The 16728-nt window shown below is 42.6% G+C and carries 18 protein-coding genes; 5 read left to right on the top strand and 13 right to left on the bottom strand.

Annotated features, from left to right (window positions below; translation table 11 throughout):
• Positions 1 to 62: 62 nt before the first annotated feature.
• The 4 genes from murB to O3620_RS10370 form a co-directional block, all read right to left on the bottom strand.
• Positions 63 to 968 carry a UDP-N-acetylmuramate dehydrogenase gene (gene murB, locus O3620_RS10355; RefSeq protein WP_002919118.1) on the bottom strand — a complete coding sequence of 302 codons (906 nt, stop codon included), beginning with the start codon at positions 966 to 968 and terminating at the stop codon, positions 63 to 65.
• Between the two features lie 107 nt (positions 969 to 1075).
• The gene (locus tag O3620_RS10360) at positions 1076 to 1987 is read right to left on the bottom strand and encodes a hypothetical protein (RefSeq protein WP_002919119.1); all 912 of its coding nucleotides are present in this window, start codon (positions 1985 to 1987) and stop codon (positions 1076 to 1078) included.
• A 121-nt stretch (positions 1988 to 2108) separates the two neighbouring features.
• Positions 2109 to 2975, bottom strand: coding sequence for a homoserine kinase (gene thrB, locus O3620_RS10365; protein WP_002919120.1), 867 nt, complete (start codon positions 2973 to 2975; stop codon positions 2109 to 2111).
• A 1-nt stretch (position 2976) separates the two neighbouring features.
• Positions 2977 to 4263: a homoserine dehydrogenase gene (locus O3620_RS10370; RefSeq protein WP_002919121.1), complete on the bottom strand. Its 1287-nt coding sequence runs from the start codon at positions 4261 to 4263 to the stop codon at positions 2977 to 2979.
• Between the two features lie 140 nt (positions 4264 to 4403).
• Here O3620_RS10370 and O3620_RS10375 point away from each other — a divergent pair, with 140 nt between their 5' ends.
• Positions 4404 to 5369: a polysaccharide deacetylase family protein gene (locus O3620_RS10375; protein ID WP_002917357.1), complete on the top strand. Its 966-nt coding sequence runs from the start codon at positions 4404 to 4406 to the stop codon at positions 5367 to 5369.
• 104 nt (positions 5370 to 5473) lie between these two features.
• Here O3620_RS10375 and O3620_RS10380 read toward each other — a convergent pair whose 3' ends face one another.
• The 8 genes from O3620_RS10380 to O3620_RS10415 all read right to left on the bottom strand — a co-directional run bounded on the left by O3620_RS10380 (position 5474) and on the right by O3620_RS10415 (position 13243).
• Positions 5474 to 6430, bottom strand: a complete 957-nt coding sequence (locus O3620_RS10380; RefSeq protein WP_002919124.1) for an ABC transporter permease — start codon at positions 6428 to 6430, stop codon at positions 5474 to 5476.
• A gap of 1 nt (position 6431) precedes the next feature.
• Entirely contained in the window at positions 6432 to 7526 is a 1095-nt protein-coding gene (locus tag O3620_RS10385; RefSeq protein ID WP_002917360.1) for an ABC transporter permease, read from the bottom strand.
• Entirely contained in the window at positions 7519 to 9054 is a 1536-nt protein-coding gene (locus tag O3620_RS10390) for an ABC transporter ATP-binding protein (protein WP_002917361.1), read from the bottom strand. Before O3620_RS10390 ends, O3620_RS10385 begins: the two co-directional genes overlap by 8 nt.
• A 139-nt stretch (positions 9055 to 9193) precedes the next feature.
• Positions 9194 to 10249 carry a BMP family protein gene (locus O3620_RS10395; protein WP_002897688.1) on the bottom strand — a complete coding sequence of 352 codons (1056 nt, stop codon included), beginning with the start codon at positions 10247 to 10249 and terminating at the stop codon, positions 9194 to 9196.
• A 71-nt stretch (positions 10250 to 10320) separates the two neighbouring features.
• Complete coding sequence (locus O3620_RS10400) at positions 10321 to 10710, bottom strand: cytidine deaminase (protein WP_002917362.1); 390 nt, start codon at positions 10708 to 10710, stop codon at positions 10321 to 10323.
• The gene (deoC, locus tag O3620_RS10405; RefSeq protein WP_002917363.1) at positions 10697 to 11359 is read right to left on the bottom strand and encodes a deoxyribose-phosphate aldolase; all 663 of its coding nucleotides are present in this window, start codon (positions 11357 to 11359) and stop codon (positions 10697 to 10699) included. Before deoC ends, O3620_RS10400 begins: the two co-directional genes overlap by 14 nt.
• Positions 11360 to 11376: 17 nt before the next feature.
• Positions 11377 to 12654, bottom strand: a complete 1278-nt coding sequence (locus O3620_RS10410; RefSeq protein ID WP_002919127.1) for a pyrimidine-nucleoside phosphorylase — start codon at positions 12652 to 12654, stop codon at positions 11377 to 11379.
• A 1-nt stretch (position 12655) separates the two neighbouring features.
• Positions 12656 to 13243, bottom strand: coding sequence for a class I SAM-dependent methyltransferase (locus O3620_RS10415; protein WP_002919129.1), 588 nt, complete (start codon positions 13241 to 13243; stop codon positions 12656 to 12658).
• A 94-nt stretch (positions 13244 to 13337) separates the two neighbouring features.
• Here O3620_RS10415 and coaA point away from each other — a divergent pair, with 94 nt between their 5' ends.
• From coaA to O3620_RS10430, 3 genes are all read left to right on the top strand, one after another.
• Entirely contained in the window at positions 13338 to 14258 is a 921-nt protein-coding gene (gene coaA, locus O3620_RS10420) for a type I pantothenate kinase (protein WP_371601709.1), read from the top strand.
• A gap of 70 nt (positions 14259 to 14328) precedes the next feature.
• Positions 14329 to 14565 carry a 30S ribosomal protein S20 gene (rpsT, locus tag O3620_RS10425; RefSeq protein WP_002895661.1) on the top strand — a complete coding sequence of 79 codons (237 nt, stop codon included), beginning with the start codon at positions 14329 to 14331 and terminating at the stop codon, positions 14563 to 14565.
• 57 nt (positions 14566 to 14622) lie between these two features.
• Entirely contained in the window at positions 14623 to 15144 is a 522-nt protein-coding gene (locus tag O3620_RS10430) for a DNA topology modulation protein (RefSeq protein WP_371601710.1), read from the top strand.
• Between the two features lie 4 nt (positions 15145 to 15148).
• On the opposite strand, the gene O3620_RS10435 is transcribed toward O3620_RS10430, so the two are convergent.
• Positions 15149 to 15733, bottom strand: coding sequence for a TetR/AcrR family transcriptional regulator (locus O3620_RS10435; protein WP_002906696.1), 585 nt, complete (start codon positions 15731 to 15733; stop codon positions 15149 to 15151).
• A 134-nt stretch (positions 15734 to 15867) separates the two neighbouring features.
• Here O3620_RS10435 and O3620_RS10440 point away from each other — a divergent pair, with 134 nt between their 5' ends.
• Positions 15868 to 16710 carry a DegV family protein gene (locus O3620_RS10440; RefSeq protein WP_002919135.1) on the top strand — a complete coding sequence of 281 codons (843 nt, stop codon included), beginning with the start codon at positions 15868 to 15870 and terminating at the stop codon, positions 16708 to 16710.
• The last annotated feature ends 18 nt before the right edge of the window (positions 16711 to 16728 follow it).

Raw genomic sequence — 16728 nt, forward strand, 5'->3', positions numbered from 1 at the left:
TACTAAGTTGCAGCCAGCTGCAGTTCCTTATCCAGCATACTTCTACTGGAAACCAATCTGTCTTACAGAGATTCACCAATGATGCGAACTTCGCGCTCCAGAGTAATACCTGAATTTTCTCGCACCCTTTCAATCACATGAGCGATAAGATTTTCATAATCTTGAGCCGTCCCTTTATCGACGTTAATCATAAAGCCGGCATGTTTCTCAGATACCTCTACACCACCGATACGGTGCCCCTTGAGGCCTGCTTCACTAATGAGCTGACCAGCAAAGTGACCCAAAGGACGCTTGAAAACAGAGCCGCAGGACGGATATTCCAAAGGCTGCTTGAGCTCCCGCAGATGGGTTAAACGTTCCATTTCCTGACGAATCGTTCTGTGAACACCAGGAGAAAGAGCAAACTTAGCAGAAATAACAATATCGCCCGTTTCCTGTACCAGTGAGTGACGATAGCCAAACTTCATATCCCGAACATCCAGCGTTTTGACTTGGCCCTGAGGAGTCAGTACCTTGCAAGACACCAAGACATGAGCAATCTCGCCGCCATAAGCCCCAGCGTTCATAAAGACAGCTCCGCCGACACTGCCCGGAATACCACAGGCAAACTCAAAGCCAGTCAGACTGTTCTGCATGGCGATATGGGTTGTCTGAATCAGATTAGCTCCAGCCTCTGCCTCAATCATATAGCCATCTACTGCTACATTGTTGAGCTTGTCAAACATAATCACGAAACCTCGGATACCGCCATCTCGCACAATGATATTACTGGCATTTCCCAGCACCATCCAAGGAATGTCTTCTTGATTAGCAAAATTGACAATACGAGCCAGCTCATAACGATTGCGGGGAAAAACTAAGAAATCGGCTGCACCCCCGACCTTTGTGTAGGTGTATTGACTCAAAGGCTCGTTGAAGCGAATGTCGATTCCCTCTAATTCAGATTTTAATTTCTCTAGTTTTTGCATGATTTTCTCTCTTTTATGTAAACAAAATACACTCTATTATATCAAAAATCTATGGCATTTACGATAGATTACAAAGAAAAAGCTGAGAAAGGTCAGCTTTTTAATGATTATAATTGCCTAGTAGTAAAACGCTGTGTTTGACTAGAAAGAGCATTCCTGATGGCGCCGAAAGCTCCTGCTCCAGTGAAAACATAGAGCAAAATCAAGTTGAACCAATAGTTATCTGGGATGATTCCATTAAAAATTGATTCGTTGACAGCTGAAAAGGCATCAAATACATTCGCGTCTGGATATTCTCGAACAAGTAACAAAGCATAGTCAAACTGATTGACTAAGAAAGTCACCAAGACCATAAACACGATACTAATAGCAATACCTGCTTTAGATAGCTTTTTACCCAGCAACTCATACCCTTTAATAGTACAGTAACCCATAGCCAATCCTCCAGCAACAGCCACATAATTCATCTGCGCAATCAATAAGATTACCGCTCCACCAATGAGACTGCCGACAAAAGCACCGACAATACCACCAACGATACTTTCTTTCTGATTGTCATAGATCTGGTTTTCCAGCGAAAGACCTGAACTCAGACTTTCAAAGCTTTGTCGTGACAAAATCAGGATATTTCCTCCCAATTGATAGACATCAATCTGCCCAGGCTCACCACTCTGCTCACAAACATTTACAAATCCTCTTTCCTTGAAAAAGACAAGTGCTTCTTGAACAGCTTGTGCAAGAGCTTCATTGGTTTTAGCTTTAGCATAAAGTACTAGCTTGTAGTGATTCAGTTGGCTACTGGTTAGAACCTCTGAGTTTTTAATCAAATCATCAAAGGAATTTGGCGCAGTAAAAGCATCGCCAGCCTTAACAGAAAAACAAATCCTATATTGCTTTCTTTGCTCTGTGGGCTCAATATAGAGTGTGTAACCTTCTATCTGTCCGAAGACAAGAGACAAAAATTCATCAAACTGTAAGCCTAGCTCAGTCGCTAAAGCCTGTAATTCTAAATGATCCATAAAGTGAATTATCCTCCTTTAAGCTAGACCCATTATAGCACAGTTAGGTATAAAAAGATAGGGATATCAACTCCATAGCTTAGAAAAGAAAAAAGAGGCTCATAGAAAACCTCTTGATGATTTATTTTTCTACCCGGACGCCCTCTGTGTCTACCTGAAGTCGGAAGATTTGCCCCTCGAAATTCTGTTTTTGCAAAAGCTGGTAAATCTTCTCTGTCTTGTTCTTAGGTGATAAGACCATAACAGTAGGTCCCGCTCCTGAGATGTAGGTCGCATAGGAGCCATTTTTTCTAGCCAAGAACTTAATATCTGAAAATTCCTTGATCAAAGGCTGACGGTATTTTTCGTGGAACAAATCTGACTCGATAGCCCGACCAGCGATTTTCATATCACCTTTTAAAAGAGCAGCAATCGCAACATTGGCAATGGAGCTGGCCGCCACAGCTTCTTTGTAAGAAAGGCGATTTGGCAAGACCCTACGACTCTCGACCGTCCGAAGCTCATAGTCTGGGATATAGGCGATGAAGTCGGCTTCTGGAAAATCCGCCACCACAGCCGATACCTGATTTCTAGACGAGCTAGATACGACCAAATTACCATAAATAGCCGGCGCAACATTGTCAGGATGGCCTTCAATCTTTGTAGCGATTTTTAGCTTCTGATAATCCGACAAATTAAGGTGAGCCAGCTGGTTGGCCAATTCAATCCCAGCCACAATGACCGAGCTAGAAGACCCCAGTCCGCGAGCCAATGGAATATCACTGGTCATTTTCAAACGATGTGGCTGGATATCTGGAGCCAACTGCAGGGCAATCTTAACCAATAGATTGCGCCGGTCCTTAGGAATTCTCGGATTAAGGTCATGCTCAATCACCCACTCCTGACTTTCTTCCAAGACATCAATTTCCAGATATTTTGACAGGGCTACTCCAACAGAGTCAAAGCCAGGACCGATATTGGCACTGGTCGCTGGTACAATAATTTTCATCTTAATCTCCTAATACTTTGAAGGTATTGAGCAAATCAAACTCAGCAACTTCTTTGAGCTTAGCAGTGACATTTTCCAGCTGTGTCTTGCTGACAGCATGGGTAATAATCACCACGCGAGCCTTCTCACCATCTGTACCTTCCTGCAGAATCTGCTTAAAGGAAATATCCTCAGCATTGAAAATCTCAGCCAAATGCAGAACTTGACCTTTAGAGTCAGGTGCCAAGATAGAGAAATAATAGCTGCTCTTCACATCTTCTGGCTTAGCCAGCACTAGCTCACGGCTGAATTCATTAAAGGCCTTGCCAACTGTTCCTTCATTCAAACGGCGGCTAATACGGACAATATCTGCCACAACACTAGTTGCAGTTGGTTTTTGACCTGCTCCTGGTCCGTAGTACATGGATTCTCCGATGCCGATGGATTCGACAAAGACGGCGTTCATTACCCCATTGACACTAGCCAAAGGATGCGCTTTAGGCAGAAATGTTGGAGCTACTTCTGCTGCAATACCTGATGCTGTTTCTTCGATAGAACCAACCAGCTTGACTACATAGCCCAGATCTTGAGCAACAGCCACATCTTCTGGTGTGATATGACGAATTCCCTGATGACCCACATCTTCAAACTTAACATTCATACCAAAAGCGAACTGACTAAGAATGACCATCTTGTAAGCCGCATCAATGCCATCTACGTCATTGGTTGGGTCGCTTTCAGCAAAGCCAAGGCGTTGTGCTTCAGCAAGAGCGTCTTCATAAGACCAACCCTCTTCCACCATCTTGGTCATCATAAAGTTAGAGGTTCCATTGACAACACCCAAGATACGGGTGATTTTGTCAGAAGCCAGTGAATTAACCAAGGTACGGAGGATTGGAATTCCACCGGCAACAGCTGCTTCATAGTAGAGAGCTACATTTTGCTTTTGAGCAATTTCTAGCAACTCTGCTCCATGAACAGCCAGCAAATCCTTATTGGCCGTTACCACATGTTTGCCAGCTTCAAGAGCACGAGTGATGAACGTTTTCGCTGGCTCAATCCGTCCCATCAATTCTACAACGATGCTAATCTCAGAATCGTTCAGGATTTCTTCAACATTTGTGACAAAATTAAAGTCATTTCCAGCTGCTAAAAGACGCTCTTTTTCAGCATCATCTTTGACCAATACTTTAGCAACCTCAATCTCTGAATGAGCTGCTTGAACGATTTTTTCTCCATTTTCTTTCAGCAAAAAAGGCACACCACTGGCCACTGTTCCAAAACCAAGTAAAGCTATTTTAATAGACATGAAGCACTCCTTGAAAATTTCTTGTATAAAAAATATTATAACAAAATTATATAAAAATGCCTACAAAACTACTTCTTTATTTGTTATAATAGATGTAAATTTCCGCAAGGAATTGTAATTTTTTTAAAAAAGGAGATATTATGACAGGAAAACACCGAGGAAATCGCATGCAGCAACGCAAAGCTAGAAAAAGAGCTATTTTGCTTTCTTTAACGAGTTTATTACTTTTTCTTGTCTTGATTGTAGGTGGCTTTTCTTTACTAGCCAAGCTGCAAAACTCGCACAACCAAAAAGAAGCTAATAACGTGTCAACGAACCAAGTCATTACTTCATCTAAAACTTCGTCAGCACCGACTCGGGAAAAAAAGACTACTTCGGATGACAGAAGTAAGGACAAGATTAAATGGGTCAAGCAAGACCAGCCAGTTCAAGTTCCTATTTTGATGTATCATGCCATTCACGTCATGGATCCATCAGAAGCAGCTAACGCCGGTTTGATTGTAGATCCAGACACATTTGAAAGTCATCTAAAAGCTTTAAAAAACGCAGGCTACTACCCACTGACACCAGCTGAAGCGTACAAGGTCCTAACGGAGAACGTCTTGCCAGAAAACAAAAAAGTCGTCTGGCTGACCTTCGATGATAGTCTAAAGGACTTCTATACTAATGCCTTTCCACTTCTTCAGAAATATGACATGAAAGCAACCAATAATGTCATTACTGGATTTGTTCAAGCGGGTCGTGAAGATATGCTGACGCTAGATGAGATAAAGGAAATGAAGGACAAAGGCATGTCTTTTGAAGACCATACCGTCAACCATCCTGACCTCTCAGCGACTGCAGAAGACCAACAAAAAATTGAGTTAAAAGACTCCAAGTCTTACTTGGACAAAGAACTGTCTCAAACCACAACAACCGTTGCCTATCCATCTGGACGATACAGTGATGCAACCTTGCAGATTGCTGAAAGCCTTGGCTACAAGATGGGACTGACAACCAATAACGGACTAGCTTCTCTATCCAATGGCTTACTCTCACTCAACCGCGTTCGCGTAAACCCAACCACCACTGCAGAAGACCTGCTAAATGAAATTGCAACCAACTAATCTTAAAAAGCCCGCTTCACTTGAAGTAGGCTTTTTCTATTCCTATGATTATAGCTTCTTTCAAATACCAAAAAACATCAGCTCCAAAGAACTGATGTAAAGGTTTATTTAGACTTGATATAGTTGATACCATCCGCTTTCGGAGCAACAGCTTTACCAAAGAATGCCGCAAGGACTACAATCGTCAAGACGTATGGCGCAATCTGCAGATAAACCGTTGGAACGCTTGAAAGCAATGGCAACTGGTTCCCGATAACCGCCAAACTTTGGGAAGCTCCAAAGAAGAGACTCGCCAACATGGCACCAATAGGACTCCATTTACCAAAAATCATAGCTGCCAAGGCGATAAATCCTGGACCTACGATAGTTGTCACAGCAAAGTTAACAGAGATTGACTGAGCATAAATAGCTCCACCAATACCACCAAGCAGACCAGAGATCATGACACCGCAATAACGCATGAGGTAAACATTAATCCCCAAGGTATCTGCTGCCTGCGGATGCTCTCCGACTGAGCGAAGACGGAGCCCGAATTTAGTCTTAAACATGACAAACCAAGCAAGGAAAGAGAAAGCAATGGCAAGATAACCAACCAAGCTTGTATGCTTGAAGAAAATATCTCCCAAGACTGGAATATCAGACAGGACAGGGAAATTAAACTTCCCGAACGAACGCTGAATATTATCTGTTTGTCCCTTGTTATAAATAGCTTTAACAAGGAAAATCGCCAAGGCTGGCGCAAGCAAGTTCAGCACTGTACCACTCACAACGTGATCCGCACGGAAGGTAATGGTTGCCACAGCATGGATAAGAGAGAAGACAACACCGACTAAACCAGCAGCAACCAAAGAAAGCCACGGAGTCGCGCTACCCAAGCTCTTCTCGAAAGTCAGGTTAAAGAGAACACCTGTAAAAGCCCCCATAACCATGATTCCTTCCAAGCCGACATTAACCACACCAGCGTGTTCAGAGTAAGCCCCGCCAATACTTGTGAAAATCAAGGGAGCCGCATAAATCAGCATAGATGATACTAATAAACTTAATACCGTTACAATATTCATCCTAGTTTCCCTCCTTCACTTTTTTAGCTTCTTGACGACGATTTTTAAGAAAATCAAAGATAGTCATACCTGTCATACGCTCAATCAAATAATGGGCGCTGACAAAGAAAATAATAGAAGCTGTTACGATGTTTACAAGTTCTGTTGGAATCTGAGCGACGTTCATACCTGGAGCACCCACACTCAGGACCGCAAATAGGAAGGCTGCAAAGAGGATTCCAATTGGAGAATTGGCTGCCAAGAGACTTACCGCCATACCATTGAAACCAACACTCAGGGAACTTCCTTGAACAAAGACATTCTGATAAGTCCCAAGTCCTTCTACTACTCCTCCAAGTCCTGCAAGAGCACCTGAAATAATCATAGATATGATAATAGTACGCTTAGATGACATCCCTGCATATTCAGATGCATTTGGATTAAGCCCTACAGCACGAATTTCAAAACCAAGCGTTGTTTTCTTAAGCAAATACCAAATAACCACTACTGCAATCAAGGCAAAGAAGATACCGATATTCATCCGAGAGTTAGACGTAAGACTTCTCAACCACTCTGTTTGATAAATCGCATTGGCACTGACACGCTTACTAGAGTCAACACTCTGCATCACAGATTCTGGGAAACTATGAATAAGGGCATTTCCAACAAAAAGAACAATATAGTTCATCATAATGGTTACGATGACTTCACTCGTTCCCAGATAAGCACGCAGAATTCCTGGAATAGATCCGATAATACCACCAGCTACTGCTGCAATGACTACAGTCGCCAATAACATCAGTGGACGAGGTAAATTGGGGAAGGAAAGTGCAAACCAGCCAGCCATAATCCAGCCGGCCAAAGCCTGTCCTGGAAGCCCAACATTAAAGAATCCAGCACGGCTAGCTACAGCAAAGCCCAAACCAATGAGAATCAGAGGTCCCATCGCACGAGAAATCTCACCCAAACTTCTCAAAGAACCAAAAGCTGTTTTAAAGAGGGATTCATACCCCCAGATAGCATCATAACCAAAGATGGCCATGACAACCGCTCCCAATAAAATCCCTAGAAGAACTGAGATTAAAGGAACTGCAATCTGTTGTGTTTTTTTAGACATTTGAAGCTCCCTTCTGAATCTTACCACCAGCCATGAGAATACCAAGCTCTTGCTTATTAGTTTCCTCTGGAGTTACAATTCCCTGAATCTTACCATCGTGGATAACGGCGATTCTATCAGAAACATTGAGGATTTCGTCTAGCTCAAAGCTAACAACTAGGACAGCCTTGCCTTGAGTCCGTGCTTCAATCAAGCGTTTATGAATGTATTCAATCGCCCCCACATCAAGTCCGCGAGTTGGCTGACTGACAATCAGAAGGTCTGGATCGCGATCCATTTCCCGAGCAATGATAGCTTTCTGCTGGTTTCCTCCTGAAAGAGCTGAAGCAGGTACATATTCACTAGCCGCCCGAACATCAAATTCATCCATCAACTTGCGTGCGTAAGAATAAATGTTACCATAGTTCAGGATTCCATTTTTACTGAGCGGTTCTTTATAGTAAGTCTGCAGAGCAATATTTTCAGAAATGGACATTGCCAGGACCAAACCATCACGGTGACGGTCTTCAGGAACGTGGCTGACTTTCATTTCAGTTATCTGCCGCGGCTGCTTACCAATAATAGACTGGTTCTTAATTGTAATCTCGCCAGAGCTAGCTTTTCTAAGTCCTGTAATAGCCTGAATCAGCTCGGTTTGACCATTGCCATCAATCCCAGCAATACCAACAATCTCACCAGCTCGGACATCAAGAGAAAGTCCCTTAACAGCTGGAACACCACGGTTTTCTTCAACAACAAGATTTTTTATTGACAAGACAGTTTCTTGAGGATTAGCAGGCTCTTTCGCAGTCTTGAAGGAAACAGCCCGGCCCACCATCATTTCAGCCAAATCTTGGTTAGTTGCACCAGCAATTTCGACTGTTTCAATGGATTTTCCGCGACGAATAACCGTTACTCGGTCAGAAACTGCCCGAATCTCATCCAACTTGTGAGTGATAAGAATAATAGATTTTCCTTCTTTGACGAGATTCTTCATGATTTTCATCAATTCATCGATCTCAGCTGGCGTCAGAACGGCTGTCGGCTCGTCAAAGATGAGAATGTCCGCCCCACGATAAAGAGTTTTCAGAATTTCAACCCGCTGCTGGGCACCGACAGAAATATCTTCAATCTTAGCAGATGGATCAACTGCCAAGCCGTATTTCTCAGAAAGTTCCTTAATTTCTTTAGTGGCACCTTTCAAGTCCAACACACCATTTTTTGTGATTTCACTTCCAAGGATGATATTTTCAGCGACAGTAAAAGCTTCAACAAGCATAAAGTGCTGGTGCACCATCCCGATACCAAGTGAGGCCGCCTTTGATGGAGAGTCCAGTTTAACTGACTTTCCATTCACTACAATCTCACCGCTGGTCGGCTCAAGCAGGCCAGCCAGCATATTCATCAAGGTTGACTTGCCGGCACCATTTTCTCCCAAAAGAGCGTGAATTTCACCTTTTCTGAGTTCCAAATTGATTTTATCATTGGCTACAAATTCACCAAAAATCTTGGTAATTTCTCGCATTTCAATGACATTTTCATGTGTCATGGCTCTTTCCTTTCCAGAATTTCATTTTATTTCAATAAAATTTACTAGCACAGCCAGTGCTAATAAATTCTATTGACACAAAGGCGTCTCAATTTCAAAAAGAAGCGACCCTACACGGTCGGATCGCTCTTAAATTGTTTTATTTGTCAGGAACAGTGATGCTGCCGTCAAGGATTTTTGCTTTCGCTTCTTCAACGGCTTTTTTCGCATCTTCTGACAGGTTTGTAGTTGTCAAGTCAACTCCACCGTCTTTCAGACCGAAGGTTGTAGTTTTACCGCCTGGGAATTTACCTTTAGCAGTTTGGTTAGCAATGTCTTGGACAGTCTTACCAACTTGTTTCAAGCTTGATGCTAAAACAAAGTTAGACTCTTTACCATCCTTAGACTTGTATTTACCTTCTTCAGTTTGGTCACGGTCAACACCGAGTACCCAAACTTTTTCATCTTCATTTCTTGTTTCGTTGATTGACTTAGCTTCGTTAAATACTCCAGCACCAGTTCCACCAGCAACTTGGTAAACCACGTCTGCACCTGCAGCATATTGAGCAGCAGCAATTGTTTTACCTTTAGCAGCATCACCAAATGAGCCAGCATAGTCTACTTGAATCTTGATAGACGGGTCAACTGATTTCACGCCAGCTTCGAAACCTTTTTCAAAACGTGTGATAACTGCGCCTTCTATACCACCTATGAAACCAACTTGTTTTGTCTTAGTAGTTTTTGCAGCAGCAACACCAGCAAGGTAAGCAGCTTCATTGTCAGCAAAAATAGCTGAAGCAACATTCTCTTTTCCTTCGATAACATCATCAACAATAACATAATTGATGTCTGTGTTATCTTGGGCAGCAGATTCAACCGCATCACGAAGGGCAAATCCGATACCATATACTAAATTATAACCATCCGTAGCAGCTTGGTTTAGGTTATTCGCATATTGAGACTCATCATTAGACTGATAGTAAGTAAAACCATTATCTTTAGAAAGACCGTTTTCTTTACCCCAAGCTTGCAAGCCTTCCCATGCAGACTGGTTAAATGACTTATCATCAACACCGCCAGTATCAGTTACGATAGCAGCCTTCAAATCAGTTTTCGCGTTTGAAGAATCTGAGCGAGAAGCACGGTTTCCACATGCAGCAAGTCCGAATGCTGCGACAGTTACTAGACCAAGACCTAGCCATTGTTTTTTGTTCATTTCTGAACCTCCTAAATAAGATGTGCAACACAGTTGCAAGTTTGAGTTTGGTCAGATGACCGATAACAGACTTATGTTAAATCTGTAAAAGAATATGGAAGTAATTCCTTGACCGTCATCACGACCGTCGATTTATCTTTAGCGACCAAGGTCACTTTTAGATCCTCAGAAAAAAATTCTGCCATTACTTGGCGGCAGGCACCACAAGGTGATATAGGTTTTTCCGTCTCACCATAGACAATCAGCTCCTCGAAGTCTAAAGCTCCTTCTGAAACCGCCTTAAATATAGCTGTCCGCTCTCCGCAGTTGGTCAGACCAAAACTGGCATTTTCAACATTAACGCCGGTAAATACCCGTCCGTCTTTAGCGACTAAAACCGCTCCGATAGGGAAATGAGAATAGGGAACATAAGCATTTTTGCTTGCTTGGACAGCCAAGTCAATCCACTCAGTAGTCGCCACTAGATTCTTCTCCCTTCATAATCGCCACTCCGGCCGAAGTTCCGATACGAGTCGCACCTGCTTCAATAAAGGCCAGCGCGTCTTCATAAGAACGAGCACCGCCAGAAGCCTTGACGCCCATGTCAGGACCAACTGTTTTTCTCATGAGGGCAACATCTTCGACTGTCGCACCGCCAGTTGAGAATCCTGTAGAGGTCTTAACAAAATCAGCTCCAGCTTTCTGAGCTAATTGGCAGGCCTTAACCTTTTCCTCATCTGTCAGCAGGCAAGTTTCCAGAATTACCTTGACCAAGGTACCGTTAGCAGCTTCTACAACCGCACGGATGTCTCGCTCTACCAAATCATAATTTTTAGACTTCAGAGCACCGACATTGATGACCATATCCACTTCGCCAGCACCCTTTTGGATTGCGTCCTTCGTTTCAAAAGCTTTCACATCGGAAGTGTTGGCTCCTAAAGGAAAACCAATTGGCACACAAACCTTGACATCTGAGCCTTTCAGCTGCTCCGCAGCAAACTCTATCCAGGTTGGATTGACACAGATACTGGCAAAATCATAAACTTTTGCTTCTTCAATTAACTTCAGAATCTGCTCTTCTGACGCTTCTGGTTTTAAAAGCGTATGGTCTATGTATTTGTTTAATTTCATGTTGGCTTCTCCTAGAATTAAGCAATAACCTCGATAATCTCGCTTACTGCAACGCTTTCATCACCTATTTTAACATTTTTTTGAAAATCTGTAACTAGTTCTTGAGAAATTTTTTCATTTGAATAAATTTTTGCGAAAACTTCTCCAATTTCGACCTTGTCTCCGACTTTCTTTCCAAAAACAATTCCTGTTTCATAATCCAAGTCGTCAGATTTAACTGCCCGTCCTGCTCCCAGTCTCATGGCAAAGAGTCCAAATTCCATGGCAGGCAGTTCAGTGATATAACCTGCCTGTTCAGCCCTAACTTCTAAAACATGAGCTGCTCTGGATGGACGATAGAGGTCTTCCAAGTCACCACCCTGGGCTGCAACCATAGCTTCAAATTTCTTCAAAGCAGCACCATTGGTCAGCTGTTCTCTCACTTCTTCCACCGTTTTCTCAACATCTGCCAGTCCGAGCATAATCTGAGCTAACTCACAAATAAAAGTTGTGATATCCTCACGACCCTTGCCCTGCAAGATATCCAAGGCCTCCAAAATTTCCAGACGATTACCGATGCTAGTTCCCAGAGGCTGACTCATATCAGTCAGAACGGCTACTGTTTTTCTGCCGACAGCCTTGCCCAAATCCACCATAGTGCGTGCTAACACACGAGCATCATCTATATTTTTCATAAAGGCGCCTTCACCAACAGTTACATCCAGAAGGATGCTATCAGCACCAGCAGCAATCTTCTTACTCATAACAGAGCTCGCTATCAGCGGGATCGTATCAACAGTTGCTGTTACATCTCGCAAGGCATAGAGTAGCTTATCCGCCAACACCAACTGATCTGACTGCCCGATTACAGACAAGCCGATTTCCTGCACCTGCTTGATAAAGTCTTCCTGACTGCGCTCTACCTGAAATCCCTTAATGGATTCCAATTTATCAATGGTTCCTCCAGTATGGCCCAGCCCACGGCCGCTCATTTTAGCAACGGGCACACCGAAGCTAGCTACCAAAGGTACCAAGACCAAGGTCACCTTGTCACCGACACCGCCGGTGGAATGTTTGTCTACTTTTATACCTGCGATTTCTGACAGGGCAAACTGCTCACCAGTCCCAACCATGGTCATGGTTAAGTCCGAAATTTCCCTAGTTGTCATGCCCTTAAAATAGACAGCCATTGCAAAGGCTGCCATCTGATAATCAGGCACTGTCCCGTCCACATAACCCTCAATCAGCCATTGAATTTCCTGACTGGTCAGCTCTAAACCGTCTCTCTTCTTTTGGATAATATCAACTGCACGCATCTTATTTTTCACTCCTTAATATATAGTAGCCTTTTTCCTTTTTGACAATCTCACAATTTCCAAAAACATCTTCCATTTTTGACTTGGCGCTGGGTGCTCCCTGCTTTTTCTGAATCACAAGGGTCAAATCACCGCCTTCTGTCAAATGCTCATAGCTTCCGCTGATGACTTCGTGCACGACTTGCTTACCAGCACGGATTGGCGGATTACTGATAATATGGTCGAAAATGCCACTGACCTTTTCATAAACATTTGACTGGAAGATATGAGCAGATACCTGATTTCTCTCAGCATTCTGCTGAGCCAAGCCCAAGGCCCGCTGGTTGATATCTACCATGGTCGCAGCCACTCCGTACGCTTTGGCTAAGCTCAAACCTAGAGGGCCATAGCCGCAGCCAACATCCAAGACCCGTTCTCCAGCTTCAAAGTCCAAGACAGACAAAAGGACCCGACTGCCATAATCAATCATCCTTTTACTGAAGACACCAGCATCTGTCAAAAAAGTCAGCCGCTGTCCTAACAGTTCCACATTTAATTCATGAATATCGTGTTTGGCATCAGGATTTTCTGCAAAATACATTTTAGTCATACAACCATTTTATCATAATTTTCCTAGATTTGTAAATCGTTTTCATTTCTCCAAAAAGTATGTTATACTAAAGTCCATCATACAGGAGTAACTTATGACTAACGAATTTCTTCACTTTGAAAAAATCAGCCGCCATACTTGGCAAAACCTGCACCGTAAAACAACTCCGCCTCTGACTCAGGCGGAACTTAACTCCATCAAGAGTTTCAATGACAAGATTAGCCTGCAGGATGTGACGGACATTTATTTACCCTTGACTAACCTCATTCAAATTTATAAACGTTCTAAGGAAGACTTGGCTTTTTACAAGGGGATTTTTCTACAAAAGGAAAGCCGAAAACAACCTTTTATTATCGGAGTTTCTGGTAGTGTGGCCGTTGGGAAATCCACCACCAGCCGTTTGCTGCAGATTCTGCTTTCTCGGACTTTTTCAAATGCAACTGTCGAGCTAGTTACCACAGATGGTTTTTTATTTCCGAATAAAACCTTGGAAGATCATGGCATTTTAAACCGCAAGGGTTTCCCAGAAAGCTATAATATGGAGCTGCTTCTTTCCTTTCTGGACAGCATAAAAAACGGTCAGGATTTCCAAATTCCAGTCTACTCGCATGAAACTTATGATATCGTCCCTCAGGAAATGCAAGAGGTAAAGGCTGCTGATTTTGTTATTGTCGAAGGCATCAATGTTTTCCAGAATCCTCAGAACGAGCGCCTATATATGACAGACTTTTTTGACTTTTCTATCTATGTTGATGCTGAAGTCGAAAATATTGAAAATTGGTATCTAGATCGCTTTAAAAAAATACTGACACTGGCTGAAAACGACCCCAAAAACTACTACCACCGCTTCACCACTCAAACAGAAGAGGAAGTGGTAGCTTTCGCCCATAATGTCTGGAAAAGCATTAACCTTGTCAACCTGCTAGACTACATTGAGCCAACCCGCAATCGGGCAGAAATTATCTTGCACAAAGCCGAAAATCATGAAATTGATGAAATTTACTTAAAAAAATAAAAAAGCTTGTCAAATCCTAACTTTTCATATATAATTAGATAGTTAGTATTTTCAATGGAGGTGAAACAACTTGGCAAACATTAAATCAGCTATCAAACGCGCTGAATTGAACGTGAAACATAACGAAAAAAACTCAGCTCAAAAGTCAGCTATGCGTACTGCAATCAAAGCATTTGAAGCAAACCCATCTGAAGAACTTTTCCGTGCTGCTAGCTCAGCTATCGATAAAGCAGAAACAAAAGGTTTGATCCACAAAAACAAAGCAAGCCGCGATAAAGCACGCCTTTCAGCTAAACTTGCTAAATAATGCATACAAAGGGAGCTCTCAGGAGCTTTTTTTGTTTCTCACACAAAGGAGAAAGGGATGAAAATAGCAATTATCGGTTATTCCGGTTCTGGCAAATCTACTCTAGCAGCACAACTGTCCAACCACTACTCCATTCCCAAACTTCACATGGATGGATTGCAGTTCCAACCTGGCTGGAAAGATAGTGATCGTGATTGGATGCGAAAACAAATGGACAATTTTTTGTCAAAAAATACCGACTGGGTCATTGATGGCAACTACTCTTGGTGTTTTTATGAACGGCGGATGGCAGAAGCCGACCAAATCATCTTTCTGAACTTCTCTCGCTGGAACTGCCTCTATCGAGCTTTCAAACGCTATCTAAAATACCGCAACCAGACCAGAGAAAGCATGGCTCCAGGCTGCCCGGAAAAGTTTGACTGGGAGTTTATCTGCTGGGTTCTTTGGAAGGGACGACGTCAGACAGCACTGGCAAGATATAAGAGAATCCGACAAACCTTTCCTCAGAAATTCTACGAATTAAGGAACCAAAAAGAACTGAACAGCTTCTTACAGAACCTAAAAACAAGCGAGCCCTAATGACTCACTTGTTTTTATTTGATTTCTTTTTCTGTGGGAAAAGAGGTAGGCCTAAAGAAGCTATTTTTTCAGCTGGAACCTTCATGCCATCCTTAATCCACTTGGAAAGAACGGAAACAACTGCCGAACTCCAGAAGGAATTCATGTAAGAATTAGTCGTTTTCTTAGCATTGCGATTGCGCTTTTCCAAAAAGTCAAACACGGCCTGAGTCAGCAGCTTTTCAAAATTATAGTCAATGGCTAGACTGATAACCCGAGCTTCTTTCTTGGCTTCCTTAAAAAGAAAAAGCCAAATTTGGTACATTTCAGTTTTAAAGTTAAACTCTTCCAATTTATCCGTAATACCTTGAACAGTGTTTTTAAAAATCTCTTCCAGAATCTGCTCCTTAGAGCTGTAATTGCGGTAAAACGCTGCGCGGGAAACTCCAGCTCGCTCAACCAGCTCTGAAATCGTGATCTTTTTGAGTTCTTTCTTCTCCAGTAACTGCATGAGAGAAATTTCCAGAGACTCTCTCGTGATTTGATTGGATTCCTGATTGTATTTCTTTAAATTCGCGAGTGATTTTTCTGATATTTTCTTTTCCGACATAACAATTTCTTCCCTCTTGTCTCAGCTGACAGTTTCCGCTTTCTAGTAAGCATTCTTCATGTTATAATTTTAAAAAAAGACAGGTTTTTTGTCAATTTTTTTATTGTACATACTTGACAAAAAAGGAGAAAAATATGACTTGGAAAATTATAGCTGACTCTGGCTGTGACTTTCGTGAAATGGCAAACTTGGCCAAAGACACCCAATTTGAAAGTGTTCCCTTGACCATCCAAGTGGAAAATGAAATCTTTGTAGATGATAAGCAGCTCGATATTGACCTGATGATGGAGAAGATGTATGCTTCTTCTGCTGCTTCAAAGTCTGCCTGCCCTAGTCCAGATGACTATCTCAAAAGCTTTGAGGGAGCTGACAAGATCTTTGTGGTGACTATCACTGGAACTCTATCTGGCAGCAATAATAGTGCACAGGTTGCTAAAAAAATCTTTTTGGAAGAACATCCTGACGCACAGATTCATGTCATTGATAGTCTTTCTGCTGGCGGCGAGGTGGACTTACTTGTGACTAAACTCAATGAACTCATCCAGCAAGATCTCAGCTTTGATGAAGTCGTTGAAGTCATTAATCGCTATCAAGAGAAAACTAAGCTTCTCTTCGTTCTGGCAAAGGTAGATAACTTGGTCAAAAACGGCCGACTAAGCAAACTTCTGGGAACCGTGGTCGGCTTGCTCAATATCCGTATGGTCGGTGAAGCTAGCCAGACTGGCACGCTAGAGCTTCTGCAAAAGGCACGAGGTCCCAAAAAAGCCCTTGCTTCTGCAATCGAAGAGCTACTCAAAGCTGGTTACAAGGGTGGCCGACTCATCATCGCTCACCGCAATAACGAGAAGTTCTGCCAGCAATTTAGTCAACTGGTGCAAGAAAAGTATCCCCAAGCTCAAATCGAAACGGTGCCAACTTCAGGACTCTGCAGCTTCTACGCTGAGGAAGGCGGAATCTTAATGGGCTACGAAATTTAATACAAGTATCTAAAAAAG

The sequence above is a fragment of the Streptococcus sp. 27098_8_134 genome (assembly GCF_041431675.1).
Lineage (GTDB): Bacteria > Bacillota > Bacilli > Lactobacillales > Streptococcaceae > Streptococcus > Streptococcus sanguinis_R.

Coding starts and splice junctions, on each gene's coding strand:
- O3620_RS10430 (WP_371601710.1), top strand. CDS start 14,623: ATGAAAATAGCAATTATCGGTTATTCCGGTTCTGGCAAATCTACTCTA.
- O3620_RS10410 (WP_002919127.1), bottom strand. CDS start 12,654: ATGCGTGCAGTTGATATTATCCAAAAGAAGAGAGACGGTTTAGAGCTG.
- O3620_RS10370 (WP_002919121.1), bottom strand. CDS start 4,263: ATGTCTATTAAAATAGCTTTACTTGGTTTTGGAACAGTGGCCAGTGGT.
- thrB (WP_002919120.1), bottom strand. CDS start 2,975: ATGAAAATTATTGTACCAGCGACCAGTGCCAATATCGGTCCTGGCTTT.
- O3620_RS10395 (WP_002897688.1), bottom strand. CDS start 10,249: ATGAACAAAAAACAATGGCTAGGTCTTGGTCTAGTAACTGTCGCAGCA.
- O3620_RS10435 (WP_002906696.1), bottom strand. CDS start 15,733: ATGTCGGAAAAGAAAATATCAGAAAAATCACTCGCGAATTTAAAGAAA.
- deoC (WP_002917363.1), bottom strand. CDS start 11,359: ATGAAATTAAACAAATACATAGACCATACGCTTTTAAAACCAGAAGCG.
- O3620_RS10440 (WP_002919135.1), top strand. CDS start 15,868: ATGACTTGGAAAATTATAGCTGACTCTGGCTGTGACTTTCGTGAAATG.
- O3620_RS10390 (WP_002917361.1), bottom strand. CDS start 9,054: ATGACACATGAAAATGTCATTGAAATGCGAGAAATTACCAAGATTTTT.
- coaA (WP_371601709.1), top strand. CDS start 13,338: ATGACTAACGAATTTCTTCACTTTGAAAAAATCAGCCGCCATACTTGG.
- O3620_RS10415 (WP_002919129.1), bottom strand. CDS start 13,243: ATGACTAAAATGTATTTTGCAGAAAATCCTGATGCCAAACACGATATT.
- O3620_RS10375 (WP_002917357.1), top strand. CDS start 4,404: ATGACAGGAAAACACCGAGGAAATCGCATGCAGCAACGCAAAGCTAGA.
- O3620_RS10385 (WP_002917360.1), bottom strand. CDS start 7,526: ATGTCTAAAAAAACACAACAGATTGCAGTTCCTTTAATCTCAGTTCTT.
- O3620_RS10380 (WP_002919124.1), bottom strand. CDS start 6,430: ATGAATATTGTAACGGTATTAAGTTTATTAGTATCATCTATGCTGATT.
- O3620_RS10360 (WP_002919119.1), bottom strand. CDS start 1,987: ATGGATCATTTAGAATTACAGGCTTTAGCGACTGAGCTAGGCTTACAG.
- murB (WP_002919118.1), bottom strand. CDS start 968: ATGCAAAAACTAGAGAAATTAAAATCTGAATTAGAGGGAATCGACATT.